The organism is Streptomyces sp. NBC_00162 (genome assembly GCF_024611995.1).
Classification (GTDB): domain Bacteria; phylum Actinomycetota; class Actinomycetes; order Streptomycetales; family Streptomycetaceae; genus Streptomyces.
The window spans coordinates 1,991,022-2,012,234 of record NZ_CP102509.1; the positions used below are offsets into that span (position 1 = coordinate 1,991,022).

Consider the following 21,213-nt stretch of genomic DNA (forward strand, 5'->3'; position numbering starts at 1 on the left):
GCATGGGAGATCTGCTCGTCTTCGTACTGAGCGGTCTGGTCTCCGGCGCCCTGTACGCACTGCTCGCCAGCGGGCTGGTGCTGTCGTACTCGGCGTCCGGGCTGTTCAACTTCGCGCACGGGGCCACGGCCTACCTCTGCGCGCTCACCTTCTACGAGTTGCACTCGGGCCTGGGCTGGCCGGCCGTGCCGGCGGCGCTGCTGGTGGTGTTCGTCCTGGCGCCCGGCCTCGGCTGGGGGCTGGACCGGCTGATGTTCCGGCGGCTCGCGCGGGTCGGCGAGACGGCGCAGATCGTGGCGACCATCGGGCTGCTGGTGGCCCTGCCGGCCGCCGGATTGTGGGCGGTGGAGCTGCTCGCGGACGCGGGCGCGCCCGTGAAGCCGGCCGAGAACCAGTTCGGGCTGCCGGGCGTCGGGCCGAGCCCGGCGAAGTCCTGGCAGCTCGCGGAGGGCGTCGGCATCGACTCCGATCAGCTGATCACCTGGGTGGTGACGGCGGTGGTGGCGATCGCCCTGTGGGTGCTGATGCGGCACACCCGGCTCGGGCTGCTGCTGCGGGCCGCCGTCGACAACCGCTCGCTGACCGAGCTGCGCGGGATCAGCGCCGACCGGCTCTCGTCGGTGGCCTGGATGATCGCGTCAGGGCTGGCCGGGCTGGCGGGCGTGCTGGCGACGCCGCTGCTGGGACTGTCCGCACACGATTTCACGCTGTTCCTGTTCGTCTCGGCGACGGCGGCGGTCATCGGGCGGTTCGCGTCCGTGCCGCTCGCCTTCGCGGGCGGGCTGGGTCTGGGGGTCCTGCAGAACCTGGTGGCCGGGTACGCGTCCTTCGCCGAGGGCATCACCGGCTTCCGCACGGCGGTGCCGTTCCTGATCCTGTTCGGGGGCCTGCTGGTGCTGACGCGCAGGGCGCGGACGGCGGGGACCGCGGCCGTGGACGCGCCGCCGGTGGACCATCTGGCCGGGGCCTCGTGGGGACGGCGCTGGGGCGTGTGGGCAGCGGGCGCGGTGGTGGTGTGCGTCGCCTTCTACACCGTGACCACGCCGTTCTGGAGCGGGCTGCTGGCACAGGGGCTGGCCATCGGGCTGGTGTTCATGTCCTTCACCGTGGTGACCGGGCTGGGGGCGATGGTCTCGCTGGCCCAGGCCACCTTCGTGACCGGCGCGGCGCTGGTGGCCGGACTGCTGATGAGCCGGGGCTGTCCGTTCGTGGCGGCGCTGGCCGTGGGGACGTGCGCGGCCGCCCTGCTGGGGGCCCTGGTCGCCCTGCCTGCGCTGCGGCTGGGCGGGCGGTCGCTGGCACTGGCGACTCTGGCGCTGGCGTTCCTGGCCGACCAGGTGCTGTTCCAGCTGCGATGGCTGCGGAACGGGGATTCCGGGTGGTCGATCCCGAGGCCGGTGTTCGGGCCGGTGGACCTGTCCGACGACCGGGCGCTGGGGGTGGCCCTGGTGGTGCTGGTCGCGGTGGTGGCCGCCGGGCTGAGCGCGCTGCGGAGCTCCCCGTCGGGTAGGGCGATGCTGGCCGTACGGTCGGCGCCCGCGGCGGCTATGGCCTCGGGGGTGTCCGTCCTGCGGACGAAGCTGCTGCTGTTCACCCTGTCGGCGGGGCTGGCCGGGTTCGGCGGCGTGATGTACGCATCGTTCAACACCCGGATCACGGCCACGGACTTCACGGCGATGACGGGGCTGGTGTGGCTGGCGGTGGTGGTCGCGGCGGGTGTTCGGCGGCCGCAGTACGCGGTGGTCGCGGGGCTGGTGTTCGCCGTTGCGCCGCGGCTGCTGTCGGACTACGTGACGGCGTCGGCCCACCTGCCGGTGATCCTGTTCGGCCTGGCGGGGCTGGCGCTGGCCAACGATCCCGACGGGTACTGCGCGGCCGTTCCGGTGCGGTTGGCGCGGCGGCGGGCAGCGGGCCCCGCAGAGGCTCCGCCCCCGAAACCCAGCGCCTCAAACTCCCCCAGCTACCGCTGGGAGGGGCCCCCAGGCGGGGCTGAAATCGCCCTCCGGGCAATCCCGCCCCAGCCACATCCAGCCGCGCCCGCGCTCGAGCTGCGCAGCGTAACGGCCGGGTACGACGGGGGACTCGTGCTGCACGGGGTCGATCTCGCCGTCCGGCGAGGGGAGATCCTCGCCGTGCTCGGGCCCAACGGGGCCGGGAAGAGCACCGCGTGCCGGGTCGCCGCCGGGCTGCTGCCCGTCACCGGCGGCGAGGTGCGCGTACACGGGCGGGACGCCACCCCCGACGGCGCCGTGCGGCGGGCACGGGCCGGGGTGGTCCTCGCCCCCGAAGGGCGGGGGATCTTCCCGGCGCTCACCATCGAGGAGAACCTGGCCCTGTACCTGCGGGAGGCCGACGCCCGGGCCGCCGTCTACGACCGCTTCCCGCGGCTCGGGGAACGGCGGGGGGTGGCCGCCGGGGCCCTGTCCGGCGGGGAGCAGCAGATGCTGGCCCTGGCGCCGCTGTTGCAGCGCCCGCCCGAGGTGCTGATCGCGGACGAGCCCTCCCTCGGGCTCGCCCCGCGCGTGGTGGAGGAGGTGTACGCGCTGCTCACCGAACTCCGCGACGCCGGGACCGCGCTGCTGCTGGTCGAGGAGAAGGCGGCGGAGATCCTCGGGATCGCCGACACCGTGGCCTACCTCTCCCAGGGCCGGGTCTCCTGGTGCGGTCCGCGCGCCGAGGTGGAGGCGGACCGGCTCACCGAGGCCTACCTGGGGATGGCGACATGAGCGGCGAGTACGTGCTCCGGGCGAGCGGGGTCAGCGTCCGGTTCGGCGGGGTGAGGGCGCTGACCGGGGTGGATCTCGGGATCCGCGCGGGCGAGGTGTGCGGGCTGATCGGGCCGAACGGGGCCGGGAAGACCACCCTGTTCGACGTCCTGTCCGGGATCCGGCGGCCCGACCAGGGGCGGATGCTGCTCGACGGGGTGGACATCACCCGCCGTTCCCCCGTCTGGCGGGCCCGGCACGGGATGCGCCGGACCTTTCAGCGCCAGCAGCTGTTCGGCCAGCTCAGCGTGGCCGACAACCTGCTGGTGGCGCAGGAGTGGCGGGGCGGCGGGGGCGGGCTCGCCGCCGATCTCGTCGCGTTCCCGGCCCGGCGGTCCCGGGAGCGGGCGCGCCGGGAGCGGGGCGAGCGGGTGCTGGCCGGCTGCGGGATCGGCGCGCTGGGGACCTCGTACGCCGGCGGGCTGCCCGTCGGGCAGGCCCGGATGGTGGAGCTGGCCCGCGCGGTGGCCGATCCGCCGAGGGTGTTGCTGCTGGACGAACCGGCGTCCGGGATGTCGGCCCCCGAGCGCGAGCAGCTCGCGGCGGTCGTCCGGCGGCTGGCGCGGGAGGAGGGCTGCGCCGTACTGCTGGTCGAGCACAACGTGGCCTTCGTGATGGACCTCTGCGCACGGGTGGTCGTACTGGACCTCGGGACGGTGCTCGCCGAGGGTCCGCCGGCCGAGGTACGGGCGAATCCGCTCGTGCGGGAGGCGTACCTCGGGACGGCGTGAACCGTCCGGGGGTGGCGGGAATACGTCGTACGAGGGGCCGGTTGTCGCCCCTCGTACGACCGCCGCCCATCGACCCTAGGGAACGACCAGACGTGAACCAGGTCCCCACCGTCAAGCTCAACAACGGCTCGCTCATGCCCCAGCTCGGCTTCGGTGTCTGGCAGGTGCCGGACGCGGAGGCGGAGCGGGCCGTCGCGACCGCGCTGCAGGCGGGCTACCGCAGCATCGACACGGCGGCGGTCTACGGCAACGAGGCCGGCACCGGCAGGGGCGTCGCCGCCTCCGGGGTGGCGCGCGAGGAGCTGTTCGTCACCACGAAGCTGTGGAACGGACCGAAGCAGACCTGGAACCGGGACGCGGTGCTGCGCGCCTTCGACGATTCGCTCCGCAAGCTGGGCCTCGAGCACATCGACCTGTACCTGATCCACTGGCCGCGCCCGATGCGCGACGACTTCGTCGCCATCTGGCAGACCTTCGAGGAGATCGCGGCGAGCGGGCGGGCCAGGGCGGTCGGCGTGTCGAACTTCCGCCCGGCGGACCTGGACCGGCTGGCCGGGACGAGCGCGCTGGTGCCGGCCGTGAACCAGATCGAGCTGCACCCGCTGTTCCCGCAGGACGAGCTGCGCGCCGTGCACGCCGAGCGCGGGATCGCCACCGAGGCCTGGTCCCCGCTGGGCCAGGGCAAGGAGCTGCTGACGCTCCCGGAGGTGGCCGGGATCGCGGCCAAGCACGGGCGCAGCGCCGCGCAGGTGGTGCTGCGCTGGCACCTCCAGCACGGGAACATCGTGATCCCGAAGTCGGTGACCCCGGCCCGTATCCGGGAGAACCTGGACGTCTTCGGCTTCGCGCTGGACGCCGCCGACATCGCCGCGCTGGACGCCCTGGGCGCGGGCGCGGCGGCGCGGCGGATCGGTCCGGACCCGGCCGTCTTCGACGTGTGAGCGGGGTCCACGTGAACCTTCCCGAAGGGGTCTACCGGATCCGCAACGTGGACAGTGGCCTGGTGCTCCAGCTGGAGGGCGCCTCCCGGGTACGGGTCGGCCCCGACGGGCCGCCCGCGCCGGAGGCCGCCCGCCGGTGGCGGATCTCGCCGGTGCACAGCGGCGGCGGGATCTTCCACGTGGTGAGCGAGGACAACGAGCGCCGCCTCGACGTCGCGAACGCCTCGACGGACAGCGGCGCCCGGGTGCAGGTGTGGCGGGCGAACGCCTTCGGCGCGCAGGAGTGGATCGTCGAGCAGCACCTGGACGATCCGGGCGTGGTGTCCCTGATCGCGTGCATCAGCGGCCTGCCCCTGGAGGCCGACGCCGAGGGCCGCGCCCGCCAGGGCGAGGACAGCGACTCCCCGACCCAGTGGTGGCGCCTGGAGCCTGTGTAGCCGGCCCGCGCGGAGCCGACGGACCGCGTACGAAGTTCCGTACGCGGTCCGTCGGCTTCAGCTCGCGCCGTGGGCCGGGGCGAGGGATTCGACCCGCTCGGCGAGCTCGAAGTCGTTGGCCGTCACCACGCCTCCCGCGTCGTGGCTGTTCACCGACAGGCGGACCGTGTTGTAGCCGAGCGTCAGGTCGGAGTGGTGGTTCAACTCCTCCTGGACGGTGGCGATGTGGACGACCAGGGCGCTCGCCGCGAAGTGCGTGCCCAGCCGGTAGGTGCGGGAGATCCGGTCGTTCTCGAAGGCCCAGCCGGGCAGTTCCCGCAACCGGTCCTCGATCTCCTTCTGTGACAGCGGTTCACTCGGCATCCACCGGCTCCTTTGTTCCCCGTGACGTGGAGTCAAGGTTCCCACAGCGCGGGCCGGAGCGACCCTTTCGCGCCATAGTGCGCCCGGGTACTTTCCCGGCCTTCCGCGCCCCACCCGGCCCCCCTATGCTCCTGCGCCGGACGTGACTGTTACCAGCGGTAACAAAGGAACGAAGGGGCGGCACCACAATGGCGAGCACAGGCAGTTCCAGACGTACGTTCATCGCGGGCACCGCGGCCGCCGCGGCCGGCGCCGGCGCCCTGTCGGCGGGCGTGACTGCAGCACCGGCCGCGGCCGCGACACCGCCGAACGGCCGGCGCGTCGCCGTCCTCGGCGGCGGGGTGGCCGGGCTGACCGCGGCGCACGAACTCGCCGAGCGCGGCTACGCCGTCACCGTGTACGAACGCCGGGCGCTCGGCGGCAAGGCCCGCAGCATGGACGTGCCCGGCAGCGCCCGGGGCGGCCGCCGGCCGCTGCCCGCCGAGCACGGCTTCCGCTTCATCCCCGGCATCTTCCACAACCTGCCCGACACCATGCGGCGCATCCCCTTCCCCGGGAACGCGAACGGCGTGTGGGACAACCTCGTCGCCCCGCGCGAGATGATGTTCGCCCGGGCGGCCGGCCGCGAGGACCTGCGCGGGCCCATCCCCTGGCCGGAGCACTCCCCCGCCGAGCTGACGCCCGACGAGCTCCGGCGCGCCCTCACCGGCATCCTGCAGTCGCTGGTCCGGCTGCCCCTGCACGAGACGGCGTACTTCGTGAACCGCGTGCTCGTCTTCCTCACCAGCTGTGACGAGCGGCGCAACGAGGTCTGGGAGCACACCCCTTGGTGGGACTTCGTGCGCGCCGCCCAGATGTCGGCCGAGTACCAGCGCATCCTCGCCATCGGCATCACCCGCAACATCGTGGCGACCAAGGCCGAGGAGGCCTCCACCCGGACGGTGGGCACCCTCGGCGAGGCCTTCGTCTTCAACCTGCTGGGCCGCGGGGCGGACGGTCCGCCGGACCGGATCCTCAACCTGCCCACCAACGAGGCGTGGATCGACCCGTGGGAGGCCCATCTACGCTCCCTCGGGGTGGAGTTCAAGATCGGCTGGACCGTACGGGAGGTGCAGTACGGGAACGGCCGGGTGAGCGGGGTCGCCGCCCTGGACCCGACCGGCGCGCGGCAGACCGTCACCGCCGACCACTACGTCTCGGCCCTGCCCGTCGAGCACGCCCGGCGCACCTGGAGCACCGCGCTGCGGGCCGCCGACCCGATGCTGGGGCGCTGCGACAAGCTGGAAACCGACTGGATGACCGGGATCCAGTTCTATCTCACCGAACGGGCCCCGCTGGTGCACGGCCACCTCAACTGCATCGACTCCCCCTGGTCGTTGACGGCGATCCAGCAGGCCGAGCACTGGCCCTCCCGGAACTTCCCGGCCGACTACGGCGACGGCGCCGCGGTCGACTGTCTGTCGGTGGACATCTCCGAGTGGGACAAGCCCGGGATCCTGTACGGGAAGACGGCCAAGCAGTGCACCCGCGAGGAGGTGGCGCGCGAGGTCTGGACGCAGCTGAAGGCCTCCCTGAACGACACCGGCAAGACGGTGCTGAGCGACTCCGCGCTGCACTCGTGGTTCCTGGATCCGGGCGTGGACGGGCTGGGCACCCCGAACCCGACCAACCAGGACGAGCTGCTGATCCACCCGACCGGCACCTTCCACAACCGGCCGAGCGCGGGCACCCGTATCCCCAACTTCTTCCTCAGCGGGGACTACGTGGCGGTCGACATCGACCTGGCCACGATGGAGGGGGCGAACGCATCGGCCCGGGCAGCGGTCAACTCCCTGCTGGACCACGACGGTTCGAAGGCCGCGCGGTGCACGGTCCAACCGCTGTACCGGGCGCCTGAGGTCGAGTCCGCCAAGCGGCACGACCTGTGGCGCTACCGTCTCGGCCTGCCGAACGTCTTCGATCTGGGCTGACCCGGTCCGACGGGCTCGGCTACCGTCGAGGGCATGACCACCACGATGCCCACGGTCGGCGCCCTGCTCCGTACCTGGCGGGAGCGGCGCGGCATCAGCCAGCTGGAGCTGGCGGGCCGCGCCGACTCCTCGTCGCGGCACATCAGCTTCATCGAGACCGGGCGGTCCCGGCCGAGCGAGGAGATGGTGCTGCGGCTCGCCGACCGCCTGGACGTGCCGGTGCGCGAGCGCAACGCCCTGCTGCTGGCGGCGGGTTATGCCCCGCACTACGCGCAGACCGCTCTGGACGACCCGTCGATGGAGACGCTGCGCGAGGGCATCGAGCGGCTGCTGACGGGGTACGAGCCCTACCCGGCGCTGGTGGTGGACGCCACGTACCACGTCGTCGCCGCAAACCGGGGCATCCTGATGCTGCTGGACGGGCTGCCGGAGCACCTGCTGACCCCGCCGCTGAACGCCATGCGGATCACCCTGCACCCCGAAGGCCTGGCTCCGCGGATCCGCAACCTCAAGGAGTGGCGCGGGCACCTGCTGGCGCAGATGGAGCGCCAGATCGCGCTGGCCCGGTCCGAGCCGCTGCGCGCGCTGTACGAGGAGGTGTCGGCCTATCCGGTCGCGGAGCGCACCGGCGAAGCCGAACCGGAGGAGGCGGTCCCGTACATCGCGCTCCCGCTGGTCATCGAACACGACGGCCACGTGCTGTCCTTCGTGTCGTCGATCGCGACCTTCAACACGCCGATGGACGTGACCGTCGCCGAGCTGGCCATCGAAACGCTGCTCCCGGCCGACCCGGCGACGGTGAAGTACCTTCGCTCACTCGGCGACTGAGCGCAGGGCGAGCTGCTGGAGCAGGGCGAAGCCGGCGACGGTGAGGCCCTGCACCGGGATCCACACGGTCCCCGCGGCCGTCGGCGAGAACCAGACGGCGAGGGCGATCAGGCTCAGGGCCCCCCAGGCGTAGTTGGTCTCGATCACGAGCTTCACCGGCAGGGCCTGCGGCCGCCTGCGCGAGGCCAGCAGGCCCACAGCGGCGCCGTACGCGACGAGCAGGATCCCGAGCCCCAGCAGCAGCCCCTGCCCGACCCCGAGCAGCCGGCCCAGCGGGGCCGAGAAGGCCACGTACGCGAGCCCGTTGCCGGTGGTGACCACGGAGTCGAGGGCGAGGAAGCGGCGCAGCACGGCCTGCGGTTCGGCGGTGCGGGCGATGCTGCCGAGAAGGGTTGCGGACATGGGAAATCAGCCTCCGTCGAGGTCGAATGCGCGGATGGGACACGGGCCCCGGAACCGAGTGCGCGGCCCCGGACCCCGATGCCCCCACCTTGCCGCCCGGCCCCGACGGGGTCGATTACCTGCGAGGTAAGGCGCCGTCCAGGGCGGTCCGTCGGCGCATCGGGGATGCCTACCGACCAGTAGCTTTGGGTGGGTTGAGTGCGTCTCGGCCCAACAGGGGGCTCCGTGACCGAAATGAGATGCAATTTCATCTCCGGGAATCGATCATTTCGCGCCCTTGGTGGCCATTTTTGATCTTGTAGGGACGGCTACTTTCAAGCCGGTGATCGCTTGCGATGTGCAGGGCGGTCGAATCGTCATCCCCTGGGGGGATCTTGCGTTACCGGAGAAGACCGGACGGGCCCATGTGGCACGTCCGTTCGTCGTTCAGAGCACCGTCCGGGCTGCGTGCCACGGCGACGGCGCTGGCTGTCGTTATGTCCGTCTCGACGCTCTACGGAGCCGAGGCAGCCGTCGCCGCTCCCGCGGCCGGCAAAGTTCAACAGGCCAAGGAGACCGCGCAGTCCGCGGCGGACGTGCCGTCCGCCCGGGTGGCCGCGCGGCTGTACAAGCACCGCGTCGAGGCGCTCTCGGAGCGTTCCGAGACCTCGACAACGTGGGTGAATCAGAACGGATCGCTGACCACCGAGGTGGCGGCGGGCCCGATCCGTTTCAAGGACCCGGCCACGGGCGAGTGGCGAGACGTCGATGTGAACCTCGCGGCGGCGCCGGACGGTTCGGTCGCTTCCAAGGCGCACCCGCAGGGCCTGCGTCTGTCCGGGAAGACGGGCACGAAGGTGTCCTTCCTGAAGTCGGCGCAGTCGGCGCAGCCGGCTCAGCCGGCCGAGGCCACCGACCTGGTGACGCTGGGCACCGGCGACGAGGCGATCACGCTGCAGTGGCGCGGCGGTCTACCCGCGCCGAAGCTGGACGGCACCCGCGCCACCTACGAGGGCGCCGTGCCGGGCGCGGACGTCATCGTCGAGGCGACCCGTACCGGTTTCGAGCAGTTCGTGGAGGTCAAGGCCAAGCCCGAGGCGGGCTTCGGCTACACCCTGCCGCTGAAGACCAAGGGCCTGAAGGTCGAACAGCAGCCCGACGGCAGCGTGCTCTTCACCGACAAGAAGTCGAAGAAGACCGCGACCATGCCGGCCCCGGTCATGTGGGACGCCACCGTCGACGCCGCCTCCGGTGAGCACACCCGGCGGGCGAAGGTCGGCCTGAAGGTCGTCAAGACCAAGGACGGCGTCGACCTCGTCATCACCCCCGACGCCGCCTTCCTCGCCGACCCCGCGACGAAGTACCCGGTGACCGTCGACCCCTCGACGTCCTCGCTGGGCAACCTCTTCGACACCTACGTCCAGCAGGGCGAGACCGTCGACTGGTCCAACGACACCGAACTGGACCTCGGCAACCCGGGCACCAAGAACGCCGACGGCACCTGGCGCACCGCCCGCTCCTTCATCACCTGGAACACCGCACCGGTCGCCGACGCGCTCATCTCGGACGCCAAGCTGTCGCTGTGGAACTTCCACTCCGGCAACACCGACTGCACCGCCCAGCCCTGGGAGGTGTGGACCTCCAACGGGCCCACCACCGCCTCCCGCTGGACGAACCAGCCCGCGATGGTCACCAAGATGGCCACCTCCACCGAGACCAAGGGCAACCCCGGCTGCACCTCCCAGCCCGACGGCTGGGTCAACGCGGACGTCACCGGCCTGGTCCAGCACTGGTCCAACAACAAGTGGACGTTCTCCAGCATGGGCCTGCGGGCCACGGACGAGAACAACATCAAGCAGTGGAAGCGGGTCAACTCCGCCAACGCCGCCTCCAACGTCCCCAAGCTGACCGTCACCTACAACTACCGGCCCCGCACCGGCACCAAGCAGGAAGCCGGTCCCCCGTTCTTCTCCTACGGCGGCGCCTACACCGTCAACACGGTGACACCGACGCTGCGCGACACCTTCGTCGACGCCAACGGTGACCAGGTCAACGGCACGTTCCAGATCTTCGACTCGGCCACCGACACCCAGGTCGGCAACGTCATCGTCTCGCCGTTCGTCTCCTCCGGCGAGGCCGCCTCGGTCACCGTTCCGGCCGGGGTGCTGACCAACGGCAAGACGTACAAGTTCCGTTCCAACCCGTACGACGGCACCCACTACAACCTGGGCTGGTCGGCGTGGAAGACGTTCACCGTCGACACCACCGCCCCCTCCGCCCCCACCGGGCTGACCTCGACGGACTACCCGTCCAACTCCTGGGTCAAGGGCGCCGGCCAGGCGGGCAACTTCACCGTCTCCCCGCCCTCCGGCACGGACCACCAGTGGCTCGAATGGTCCCTGGACGGCACCGAGTGGACGCGCGTGCCCACCGACGGCACCCCCGGTACCCGGACCCTGTCCGTCACCCCGCCGTCGGACGGAACCCACACCCTCCAGGTGCGCACCGTCGACAAGGCCGACAACGAGTCCGAGGCGGTCGAGTACACCTTCCACGCCGGACCGGGCGGATTCGTCCAGCCCGCGGAAGGCGAGCGTACGGCCCGCCGGCTCCCGCTGACCGCCGAAGCCGACGGCGCCACCTACAACGCGGCGTCCTTCTCCTGGCGCCGTTCCGAGGCCGACCCCTGGGTTCAGATCCCGCCGGGGCACGTCACGGACGGCGGCACGCCGCTGACGGCCTGGCCCGTGTCCCTGACCGCGGGACGCACCCCCGCGCTGGTCTGGAACACCACCGACACGGTCGACCCGGACGGCAGCGTCCAGATCAAGGCCGACTTCACCGGTCCGGCAAGCGCGACCGGCGCCACGCAGCCCCTCGTGGTGGTCGTCGACCGCAATGCGAGCGGCGCGGCCGCCAGCCCGGTCGGTCCGGGCTCGCTGAACCTGCTCACCGGCGACTACGAGATGTCGGCCACCGACGTGTCCGCCTTCGGCATGGCCGTCTCCCGCACCACGTCCTCGCGCGACCCGCACAAGGGCACCAAGCAGGAGGGCCAGGCCGCGATCTTCGGCCAGGAGTGGGCCTCCGGCACCGCGGCCGAAATCGTCCAGTCCGACTACTCGCACGTCGCGCGGGTCTCGGACACGGCCGTGGACGTCGTGACCAGCTCGGGTGACGCACTGCACTTCACCGCCAACGCGGCACGCACCGGCTGGGTCTCCGAACCCGGCGCCGGCAGCATGACGCTGACCGGCAGTGTCACCGGCTCGTTCACGCTGACCGACGACAGCGGTACGGTCACCGAGTTCACCCGGGCCGATCCGGCGATGACCACCTGGCAGGTCGCCAGCAGCCTGGTCAGCGGAGTCGAGAACTCGACCACCACCGTGGTCTCGGAAACGGTCACCGCCGACAGCAAGAAGCTGGCCCGCCCCAAGCGGGTCATCGCGCCGACCTCCGCCGCGACCGCCTCGGCCTGCGCGACCACCCCCCAGACCAAGGGATGCCGCTCGCTGGAGTTCGTCTACGCGACCGCCACCACCGCCACCGGATACAGCACCTCCGCCGACTTCGGCGACTTCGCCGGGCAGGTGAAGGAGATCCGGCTGTGGTCCACCGAGTCCGGCGCCGCGAACGCCACCTCGAAGGCGGTCTCCACCTACCGCTACGACGCCGGCGGCAACCTCCGCCAGCAGTGGGACCCCAACCTGGCGCAGAGCACTCAGACGCAGTACGCCTACGACACCGCCGATCGCATCAACTGGCTGCAGGCCAAGTCCGAACTGCCCTGGTCGTTCACGTACGGCCAGGCGGGATCCTCGCCCACGGCCGGTGACGGCATGCTCCTCAAGGCCTCCCGGTCCGGTCTGAAGCCGGGCACGGCGGGCGAGGAACAGGGCACCGCGACCACCAGCGTCGTCTACGGTGTCCCGCTGAACGGTGGCGCGGCCCCGTACCCGATGGGCGCGGCCGACGTAAAGGCGTGGGGGCAGAACAGCGCACCCACCGACGCGACCGCCCTGTTCCCCGCCGACTCGGTCCCTGCGTCCCACTCCGGTACGTCACTCGCCGCCTCGGCCTACACACGGGCGGCCATCACCTACCTGGGCGCCTCCGGACGGCCCGTCAACAGCGCGGCGCCCGGCGGACACATCACCACCACCGAGTACGACCGGTACGGAAACACCGTCCGCGAGCTCTCGGCCGCCAACCGGGCCCTGGCCCTGGGCACGGGTCCCGCGGACCAGGCCGCACAGGCCAACCTGGGCATCGGCCAGCTCACCAGCGCCGAACGCGCCCACCAGCTGAGCACCTCGACCGTGTTCGACGCGGCCGGAGAGCGGCAGCTCGGGAAGTTCGGACCGCTGCGCCGCGTCGACCTGACCGCCGACCTGAAGTCCGGAGCGACCCTGCTGGTTCCGGCCGGCACCTCGGTGACCGCCCGCGACTGGTCGGTCCTCGAATACGACGCCGGGCGGCCCACCGACGGCACCGCCAAGGTCAAGGACCAGGTCACCAAGGCCACCGTCGGCGCCCAGGTCCGCGAGCACCCGACGGTATTCGGCGAGCCCCGCGCCACCGAGACCGTGTACGACTGGGCCAGGGGCCTGCCGACCCGGACCGTCAGGGACCCGGGCGGCCTGGCCATCACGGAGACCACCGAGTACGACGCCAAGAACCGGGTCTCCAAGCAGCTCCTCCCCGGCGCGAACGGCAGCGACGCCGCCACCCGCGTCACCACGTACTGGTCGGCGACCGGCACCGGCACCTGCCAGGGCCGCCCCGAGTGGGCCGACCTGGTCTGCTCGGTCGGTCCTGCCGGTGACATCACCGGAGGCGGGTCGAACCCGGGCAAGCTTCCGACCACCACCACCGAGTACAACTGGTGGGGCAGCCCGGCCAAGCGGATCGAGACGGTGAACGGGTCCACGCGGACCACCACCACCGAGTACGACGCGGCCGGACGGACGACCAAGGTCACGACGGCCGGCGGCTCCGGCCAGGCCGCTCCGGAAGCCACCACCGAGTACGACGCGGTGACCGGCCGGGCCGTCAAGAACACCTCGCCCACCGGCGGGACCATCGTCAAGCAGTTCGACAAGCTCGGCCGGACGATCTCCTACACCGATGCCGACGGCGGTGTCACCACCACCGAGTACGACCTGCTCGACCGGCCGGCCAAGATCGCGGACAACGTGCCGTCGAGCGTCACCTTCACCTACGACCACGCCGCCGAACCCCGGGGCCTGCCGACGAAGACGACCGACTCGGTCGCCGGCGAGTTCCGACCGTCGTTCGACGCGGCGGGAGCCGTCCGCAGCGAGAAGCTGCCCGGCGGGTACACGCTCAACATCAGCACGGACCCGGGCGGTGACGCCACGAAGCGCAGCTACGTGCGCGACAGCGACTCGACCGTCGTCTACAGCGACACCGTGAACGAATCCGCCCACGGCCAGATCACCACGCACTCCGGTCTCTCCGACCAGCGCTTCCGCTACGACACCGCGGGCCGCCTGGCCTCCGTCGAGGACACGGCGGACACCGTCTGCACCCGGCGCAGTTACACCTTCGACGGGCGTTCCAACCGCACCGCCCTGTCCACGGCGGCCGGCGCCCCCGGGGCGGACTGCCCGGCCACCGGCGGAACCACCACCACCCACACCTACGACAGCGCCGACCGAATCGTCGACAGCGGCTACGTCTACGACGAGTTCGGGCGCACCACCGCCGTCCCCAACCAGGGCACCGTCGCCTACTACAACAGCGACCGCACCCAGCAGCAGACCCTGTCCAACCAGCGGCAGACCTGGGGCCTCGACGCCGCCCAGCGCTACCGCGGGTGGACGAAGGAGTCGTACAACGGCTCGGTCTGGACCCAGACCGCGTCCCGCGTCAACCACTACGGTGACGACGCCGACAACCCGCGCTGGATCGTCGAGGACACCGCGACGGGTGCGGTGACCCGCAACGTCGCCACCGCCGGCGGACTGACCACCACGAGCAAGACGGGGGACGTCGTCCTGCACCTGACGACGATCCAGGGCTCCGTCGCCGTCCAGCTCCCGCTGAACGTCTCCCAGGCGCCCGTGGCCCTGGACACCGACGAGTACGGCAAGCCCCGCGCGGGGCAGGCCGCGGCCCGCTACGGCTGGCTGGGCGCGCACCAGCGCTCCAGCGAGACCCCGAGCGGTCTGACCTTGATGGGCGCGCGTCTCTACAACCCGTCCACCGGCCGCTTCCTCTCCTCGGACCCGGTCTACGGCGGCAGCGCGAACGGGTACGAGTACGCCAACGCCGATCCGGTCAACCAGCAGGACCTGGACGGCCGGATGTCCAAGTCCTGGCGCAAGAAGATCATCGAGGCCAACGCGTGCATGACGCTCGGATGGCGCGGCTGCGCCTGGGCCTCAACGATTTCGGGAGCGCTGCTCGCGACCTTCCGGAGCGGCAGGAAGAACAACGCGATCCGGCACTTCATGTGGCAGGCCAGCCTCACCTTCTTCTTCGGCGCCCGAGCGGCCAAGCGGCTGGGAGACGCGCATGAATGGGGCGAGAGCGGGATCGACACCCAGATCGACCAGCACAACAACTCCGTCGCCCGGAACTTCACCCTGCGGAACTTCTGGAGCATGCTGCACTGGTACTACCAAGGCTGGTTCTGGGCGGGCCTCTACGCCTACGCACGCTTCTACATCTACAAGGGCTGGCTGCGGACGGAATAGGAAGGGAACCCCTTGATCACGGCACATTCCCCGCGTCGCGGGCTGTTTCTGGGCCTGGCCGTCACCATCGGCTGCCTGACCGGCCTCGCCTTGCTGGCCGGGTCGATGTACCTGCTCTTCTACGGGTCGGAAGGCTCGTGCGAGGAGAACAAGGCGGTTGAGCGCATGGCTCAGGTCTCGGCCGCGGCGCCCGCCGCCCCGGCCGGTACCACGCCCGTGGCGGAGCGAACCGGTGTGGAGTGCATGGACGACAGCGGCGACCCCTGGGTCGCCGCGGACAGCGCCTACCTCCACGACGTGGACGCTCAGTCGCTGGTCGCCCACTACTGGGACACCGCGAGGAAGGAAGGATGGAAGGCGGTCGGCACCCGGGCGCAGGCCCCGGACGGGTTCCGGAGCGGCCTCGGCATGTGCTTCCACAAGGAGGTGGCCGGCGCGCCGGCTCTGCTCCGGGTGGGGGCCGACGGGCCGAAGGAGTTCACCGTGACCGTGGAATCCGCACTCGACGGATCCACGATCTCCTGCTGAACCGCTGACAGCGCACGAGGCGCCCGGCGGGCCGACGGCCCGCCGGGCGCCTCTTTCACGGCCCTGCCCCAACTCCACCGCGATGCCAACCTTTTTTGAGCCGTACGGCAGGAAATGTTGCGTTACCGCTGGTTCGGCTGAAGGCGGGAGGCTAGGCTTCACGCAGCCCAAACCCTCGAACGTCTTGTCGACTTACGGAGAAGCAGCCGGTGCGAGCCGCCGCCCGAACCGATCTCGCCGCGCTCCGGCATCGCGTGGAGGAGCTGTCGGAGCGGGGCGGGCAGGACCCGGCCCAGGTACTGGCCGCCGCGCGGCTGAGTCACCTCTCCGGGGTCGAACCCGCCCGGATTCCAGGGGTCATCGCGGGTACGTCCGCCGAGCTGCCGCTCGAACAGCGCGTGCACCAGCGCTTCCTGCGGCTGCGCGCCACCCGCCGCGACAAGAACGGCCGGGAGTGGCCGCTCGCCGCCATAGCGGACGACTTCGACGCACCCGGGGCCTCTCTGGGCCCCCTCAACGCGGGCACCGGACTGCTCCGGCTCGGTCACGCGGCCGGTGTGCAGCGCTTCTTCGGTGTCTACGCCGGTTTCCTGCTGGCCGACAGCAAGAGCGCGGTGGAGCGGGCCCTCGCCCTCACCTCGGAGGGTCGCGACGATCTGGAGCACCTCTCCCACCTCACCGGCATCACCCCCCAGGCCATCCGGCTCACCCTCGACGGCAAGCCGCCCCGGCTCCCGTTGAAGGAGCAGGTGCACCAGCGGTTCGAGCACCTGCGCCGCACCCGCGTACGGGAGGACGGGCAGGCCCACTCACTGGCGGCCATCGCCAAGTCCTTCGACGCGTCGGGCCAGTCGCTGACCCGCCTCGCCCAGGGCGAGGGCCTGCCGAACCTGGCCGCGGCCGCCGGGATCCAGCGGTTCTTCGGCGTGGAGGGCGGCTTCCTGCTGGCCGACGACGCCGAGGCGCTCGCCACCGCCCTCACCGCCCTCACCCGCGAACTGGAGTCCGCGGAGCGGCGGCAGGAGAACCCGATGCTCGCCGTGATGCGGGCGCACGACGTACGGAGCATCGTCACGCGGGCCGGACGACTCTCCCCGCGGGGCTGGAAGTCCCTCGCCGACCACCTGGACGATCTGCTCGCCCGCGAGGGCCAGCTCGGCCGTCCGGCCGGCCCCGACACCGTCGCGGATCCGACGACCGCGGGACCGACGACTGCCGGCCCGACCGCCGAGGGGGGAACGCCATGAGGACCACACGGGCGATGCGCAGCCTCGCCGCGGATCTGCTGGCCGACGCCCGCCTCACGCCCCCGGCCGATGTCAGCGAGATCATCGGGGGCCTGTGCGCCGCCTACGCCCGCCGCCGCGGCGGCCGGAAGGTCGATTTCCGCTTAGCCTCCTTCCCGCCCGACACGGCCAGCGGGCTGTGGCTGGAGATGGACGAGCGCGACCTGCTGGTCATCGAGGAGCGCACCCGTCCGGAACACCAGCTCGTCATCGCCAGCCACGAGTTGTGGCACGTCTACGAGGGAACCTGCGACAGCCATGGGCCGGGCATGGCGGTGGCCGCGCGGCTGACGGGGCGCCACGGCGACCTCTCCGAACTGCTCTACTCCGAGACCGGGTTGACCGAGGTGATCCGGCAGGCCGCCGCCCGGGCCGACCACGGGGATCCGGCGGAGATCCGGGCCGAGATCTTCGGCCTGCACCTCGGCAAGCTGCTCAGGCCGTACCTGCCACCACCCCGGGAAGAGCAGTTCCCCGAGGCGATCGAGCGCATCAAGACCTCGCTCGGCTGGGGGAGCCCCGTGTCACGCCGGTGACCGGTGCCCGCCCAGCCGCCGCAACCCTCGCGCCGATGCCCTCAGCACGGCCCTGACAGAGAGCACGACACGATGACCCAGTCTTCCCCGCCCCGCCACGCCGTCGTCATCGGCGGCAGTCTGGCCGGCCTGCTCGCGGCCGCCGTACTCGCCGAGTACGCGACGGTCACCGTCGTCGACGCGGACCCGCTGCCCGAGGGCCCGGCGCCGCGGCGCGGACTCCCGCAGGCCCGGCACACCCACCTCTTGTGGTCCGGTGGCGCCCGCGCCATCGAGAAGATCCTGCCCGGCATCACCGACGACTGGACGGGCGCGGGCGCCATCCGCCGCAGCCTGCCCACCGATCTGGTGACCAAGACCGCGCAGGGCTGGATCCCGCGCTGCGGGGAGAAGCAGTTCAACATCTCCTGCAGCCGCGACCTCCTCGACTCGGTGGTCCGCGCCCGGGTGACCGGCCTGAAGGGCGTCTCCACGCTCGAGCAGAGCCGGGTACGCGCACTGGAGGGCACGGCGGCCCGGGTCACCGGCGTCCGGGTCGACACTGCGGACGAGGAGGGCCTGCTGCTGGCCGCCGACCTCGTGGTCGACGCGAGCGGACGCGGCTCGCGCGCCCGGACCTGGCTCCAGGCACTGGGCGTGACCGGTATCCGGCAGGCCGAGGTCGACTCCGGCCTCGTCTACGCGACGAGGATCTTCGAAGCTCCGGCCGGAGCCCACGAGATGGGCTTCCCCATCGTCAACGTGCAGTCGGACCCCCGGGTGCCCGTCCCCGGGCAGACGGCCACGATCGTGCCCATCGAGAACGGCCAGTGGCAGGCCACCCTCTCCGGCACCCGCGGCGGCCAGCCGACCGGCGACCCCGAGCGGTTCATCCCCTTCGCCAAAGGCATACGGGACCCGATCGTCGGCGAACTCCTCGAGGGCAAGAAGCCCCTGACGGACGTCGCCGTCACCCAGGGCACCGCCAACCGCCGGATCTACTTCGAGAAGGCCGACCTGCCCGACGGCTTCTTCGCCGTCGGCGACTCCGTCGCCACCTTCAACCCGCTGTACGGGCAGGGCATGACGGTCGCCGCCCAGGGGCTGCTGGCCGTACGCTCCCTGCTCCGGCAGAAGGGGCTCGCCCACCCCGGCTTCGGCCGCGAGGCGCAGCGCGCGATCGCCCCCCAGGTGAGCACCGCCTGGGAGCTCGCCACCTCGCAGGACATCCTGTACCCGGGGGCCACCGGGATGAAGCCGCGCGCCGGAACCGGCCTGCTCAACGCCTACGTCAACCGGCTGATGACGGGTGCCACCACCCACGAGGCGCTCACCGCCGCCCTGTTCAAGGTGCTCACCATGAGCAGCGCGCCCACCCACTGGCTCAGCCCGCCCGTGGTCTGGCACGTCCTGCGCGCCTCTGACCGGGACGCTCTCAAGGCGCCGCCCCTCACCGCCGCCGAGCGGGCCGTCGCCGGGCTCGGCCCGGTGCCCGGCCCGTCCGGACCCGTGACGGACCCTGTGGACCCGGTGGACCCGTCGGACCCGGTCGGCCCGGCCGACCCCGTCGGACAGGCCCGGTGAGCGGCGGACTCCTGCTCTACCTGCCGGGATCCGTCATGATCCTGGCTCTGCTGATCAAGGCGCCGACGCTGCGCAGGGACTGGGACCAGCCCCTGATCCGGGCCGCGTGCGCGCTGCTGGTCGTGGGCGCCCCCCTCACGTTCCTGGCGTCGCCGTCGACGATCTCCAAGGTCAACCGGCTCACCGGCGTGGTGAACTTCTCCGCGCCGCTGGTTTTCGGTCTGATCACCGTCTTCTCGGGGACGTGCGTGGTACTGGTCCTGCAGTGGCGCGGCGGCCCGCCCGCGGCCGTGCGGCGGGCCACCCGGCTGACCGTGGCCACGTACGGCGCGGCGACCGTGGCGATCGTCGTGCTGTTCGTGATCGGCGACGCGCCGGTGGAACGGGTCCGGGACCTGGACACGTACTACGCCACGACGCCGTGGATCCGCGAGATGGTCGTCTGCTTCCTGCTGGCCCACACCGTCGGAACCTCGGCGCTGACCCTGCTGTGCGGGAAGTGGCTGTGGCACGCGGACCGATCGCTGCGCCCGCTGCGCACCGGGCTGGCGCTGATCGTGTTCGGCGGGCTGCTGGACCTGACCTACCTCGGGGCGAAGTGGGCCTCGGTGGCGGCCCGCTGGGCCGGCCGGGACTGGGTGGTCTCGGCGGACCTGGCCCTGTGGCTGGCCTCCGGGGCGGCCCTGATGATCGGTGCGGGGTTCCTGGTCCCGCTGGCCGGCGGGTCGGCGGCCTGGCAGGACTTCAGCCGGTACCGGCGGCTGCATCCGCTGTGGAAGGCGCTGCGCGGGTGCGCGGCCGCCCGGGTACGGACCGTGCCGCTGGCCTGGTGGTCACCGGTCGGGATCCGCCTCATCCACCGCGAGTCCGTCATCGACGACGGCATCCTGGCGCTGGCCTCCTGGTTCGACCCCGCCGTGCGGCTCACGGCGTACGAGGCGGCGCGCGGGCAGGGCCTGAGCGAGGCCCGGGCGGCCGTGGTCGCGGACGCGGCCGTGCTCGCCGCGGCCTGCCGGCGCAGGGCGGCCGCCGGGCAGGGCGGGCACCCGGACCCGTACCGGCTGGGCAGCGGACCGCTGGACGCCCTGGCCCGGGAGTTCCAGACCTCCCCCATCGTCGCCGCGGCCCGTGAGGCGGCCACGGCGGGGACCTGAGCCCCGGGGCAAGGGGCACGGATCGGTCTTCCGGCCCGTTACCGAGGGATACGCGGCACCCGCTCCGGCACAGCACGGCGCCCCGGGCCCAAGGGCCCGGGGCGTTCGGCTCTCAGGGGACTCAGAGGTCCGCGAGGGCCAGCCCCGCCTGCGCGGCGGCGGCCTGGACGGTCTGCTCCAGCAGCACGGCGATGGTCATCGGGCCGACCCCGCCCGGTACCGGCGTGATCAGCGAGGCGCGGGCGGCGGCGGACTCGAAGTGCACGTCGCCGACGTTGCCCTCGTTGTACCCGGCGTCCAGGACCACGGCGCCCGGCTTGATGTCCTCGCCGCGGATGAACTCGGCCTTGCCCACGGCGGCGACCAGCACGTCGGCCTGGCGCACGATCGAGGGAAGGTCCCGGGTGCGGGAGTGGCAGTAGGTGACGGTGGCGTTCTGCTCCAGCAGCAGCATCCCGGCCGGCTTGCCCAGGATCGCGCTGCGGCCGACGACCACGGCGTGCTTGCCGGTGAGGTCCACGTCGTAGGCGGCGAGCAGGCGCATGATGCCGCCGGGGGTGCAGGAGACGAAGCCCGGCAGGCCGAAGCCCATGGCGGCGAAGGAGTGCATCGTGACGCCGTCGACGTCCTTGCCGGGGGCGATGGCCTCGAAGGCGGCGCGCTCGTCGATGTGGTGCGGGACGGGGTGCTGGAGCAGGATGCCGCTGATCTCCGGGTCCTCGGAGAGCGCGGTGAGGGTGGCGACCAGTTCCTCGGTGGTGGTCTCGGCCGGCAGCTCCACGTGGCGGGAGGTGATCCCGGCCTTGGCGCAACGGTTCTGCTTCATGCGCACGTAGGTGACGGAGGCGGGGTCCTCACCGACCAGCACGGTCGCGAGACAGGGCGCGGTGCCGGTGCGCTCGGTGATCTTGGCCGCGTAGGCGGCGGTCTGCTCCGAGATGCGGCGGGCGAGGGCGGTGCCGTCCATCAGCTGGGCAGAGGCAGTGGCAGTCTGGGCAGTCGTCA

Annotated in this window: 15 protein-coding genes and 1 pseudogene; 13 read left to right on the forward strand and 3 right to left on the reverse strand. The window is 72.0% G+C overall.

All coding sequences use genetic code 11. The annotated features are described in order from the left end of the window. Positions 1-2: 2 nt before the first annotated feature. From JIW86_RS09885 to JIW86_RS09900, 5 genes and pseudogenes are all read left to right on the forward strand, one after another. Positions 3-2,726: an ABC transporter permease subunit gene (locus tag JIW86_RS09885; protein WP_257553416.1), complete on the forward strand. Its 2,724-nt coding sequence runs from the start codon at positions 3-5 to the stop codon at positions 2,724-2,726. Then, positions 2,723-3,259, forward strand: a pseudogene (locus JIW86_RS09890) (ATP-binding cassette domain-containing protein); the annotation flags it as partial. The gene JIW86_RS09885 and the pseudogene JIW86_RS09890, both read left to right, overlap by 4 nt. A gap of 120 nt (positions 3,260-3,379) precedes the next feature. Continuing rightward, positions 3,380-3,496, forward strand: a complete 117-nt coding sequence (locus JIW86_RS42165) for a hypothetical protein (protein ID WP_416237672.1) — start codon at positions 3,380-3,382, stop codon at positions 3,494-3,496. Positions 3,497-3,588: 92 nt separating this feature from the next. Further along, positions 3,589-4,437 (forward strand): aldo/keto reductase, encoded by an 849-nt coding sequence (locus tag JIW86_RS09895; RefSeq protein WP_257553418.1) that lies wholly within the window; start codon positions 3,589-3,591, stop codon positions 4,435-4,437. Positions 4,438-4,448: 11 nt separating this feature from the next. Beyond that, the gene (locus tag JIW86_RS09900; RefSeq protein WP_215146679.1) at positions 4,449-4,874 is read left to right on the forward strand and encodes an RICIN domain-containing protein; all 426 of its coding nucleotides are present in this window, start codon (positions 4,449-4,451) and stop codon (positions 4,872-4,874) included. A 57-nt stretch (positions 4,875-4,931) separates the two neighbouring features. On the opposite strand, the gene JIW86_RS09905 is transcribed toward JIW86_RS09900, so the two are convergent. After that, positions 4,932-5,237, reverse strand: coding sequence for a 4a-hydroxytetrahydrobiopterin dehydratase (locus JIW86_RS09905; RefSeq protein ID WP_215146680.1), 306 nt, complete (start codon positions 5,235-5,237; stop codon positions 4,932-4,934). 188 nt (positions 5,238-5,425) lie between these two features. Here JIW86_RS09905 and JIW86_RS09910 point away from each other — a divergent pair, with 188 nt between their 5' ends. Together JIW86_RS09910 and JIW86_RS09915 are read left to right on the forward strand one after the other, a co-directional pair. Then, positions 5,426-7,207 (forward strand): hydroxysqualene dehydroxylase, encoded by a 1,782-nt coding sequence (locus JIW86_RS09910; protein ID WP_257553420.1) that lies wholly within the window; start codon positions 5,426-5,428, stop codon positions 7,205-7,207. 33 nt (positions 7,208-7,240) lie between these two features. Further along, a complete protein-coding gene (locus tag JIW86_RS09915; RefSeq protein WP_257553421.1) occupies positions 7,241-8,035 on the forward strand; it encodes a helix-turn-helix domain-containing protein in 795 nt (264 codons plus the stop codon). On the opposite strand, the gene JIW86_RS09920 is transcribed toward JIW86_RS09915, so the two are convergent. Continuing rightward, positions 8,021-8,437: a hypothetical protein gene (locus JIW86_RS09920; RefSeq protein ID WP_257553422.1), complete on the reverse strand. Its 417-nt coding sequence runs from the start codon at positions 8,435-8,437 to the stop codon at positions 8,021-8,023. The two genes, JIW86_RS09915 and JIW86_RS09920, sit on opposite strands and share 15 nt — an antisense overlap. Before the next feature lie 476 nt (positions 8,438-8,913). Here JIW86_RS09920 and JIW86_RS09925 point away from each other — a divergent pair, with 476 nt between their 5' ends. The 6 genes from JIW86_RS09925 (at position 8,914) to JIW86_RS09950 (ending at position 20,208) form a co-directional block, all read left to right on the forward strand. Further along, on the forward strand, positions 8,914-15,141 hold the full coding sequence (locus JIW86_RS09925) for a DNRLRE domain-containing protein (RefSeq protein WP_257553423.1): 6,228 nt from the start codon (positions 8,914-8,916) through the stop codon (positions 15,139-15,141). A 12-nt stretch (positions 15,142-15,153) separates the two neighbouring features. Then, positions 15,154-15,669, forward strand: coding sequence for a hypothetical protein (locus JIW86_RS09930; protein WP_257553424.1), 516 nt, complete (start codon positions 15,154-15,156; stop codon positions 15,667-15,669). A gap of 209 nt (positions 15,670-15,878) precedes the next feature. After that, entirely contained in the window at positions 15,879-16,916 is a 1,038-nt protein-coding gene (locus tag JIW86_RS09935; protein WP_257553425.1) for a hypothetical protein, read from the forward strand. Next, positions 16,913-17,491 carry a toxin-antitoxin system, toxin component gene (locus JIW86_RS09940; protein ID WP_257553426.1) on the forward strand — a complete coding sequence of 193 codons (579 nt, stop codon included), beginning with the start codon at positions 16,913-16,915 and terminating at the stop codon, positions 17,489-17,491. Before JIW86_RS09935 ends, JIW86_RS09940 begins: the two co-directional genes overlap by 4 nt. Positions 17,492-17,563: 72 nt before the next feature. Then, complete coding sequence (locus tag JIW86_RS09945) at positions 17,564-19,054, forward strand: NAD(P)/FAD-dependent oxidoreductase (protein WP_257553427.1); 1,491 nt, start codon at positions 17,564-17,566, stop codon at positions 19,052-19,054. Then, positions 19,051-20,208: a DUF6545 domain-containing protein gene (locus tag JIW86_RS09950; protein WP_257553428.1), complete on the forward strand. Its 1,158-nt coding sequence runs from the start codon at positions 19,051-19,053 to the stop codon at positions 20,206-20,208. Before JIW86_RS09945 ends, JIW86_RS09950 begins: the two co-directional genes overlap by 4 nt. Positions 20,209-20,329: 121 nt before the next feature. Here JIW86_RS09950 and JIW86_RS09955 read toward each other — a convergent pair whose 3' ends face one another. Continuing rightward, the gene (locus tag JIW86_RS09955) at positions 20,330-21,175 is read right to left on the reverse strand and encodes a bifunctional 5,10-methylenetetrahydrofolate dehydrogenase/5,10-methenyltetrahydrofolate cyclohydrolase (RefSeq protein ID WP_215146742.1); all 846 of its coding nucleotides are present in this window, start codon (positions 21,173-21,175) and stop codon (positions 20,330-20,332) included. Positions 21,176-21,213: the final 38 nt, after the last annotated feature.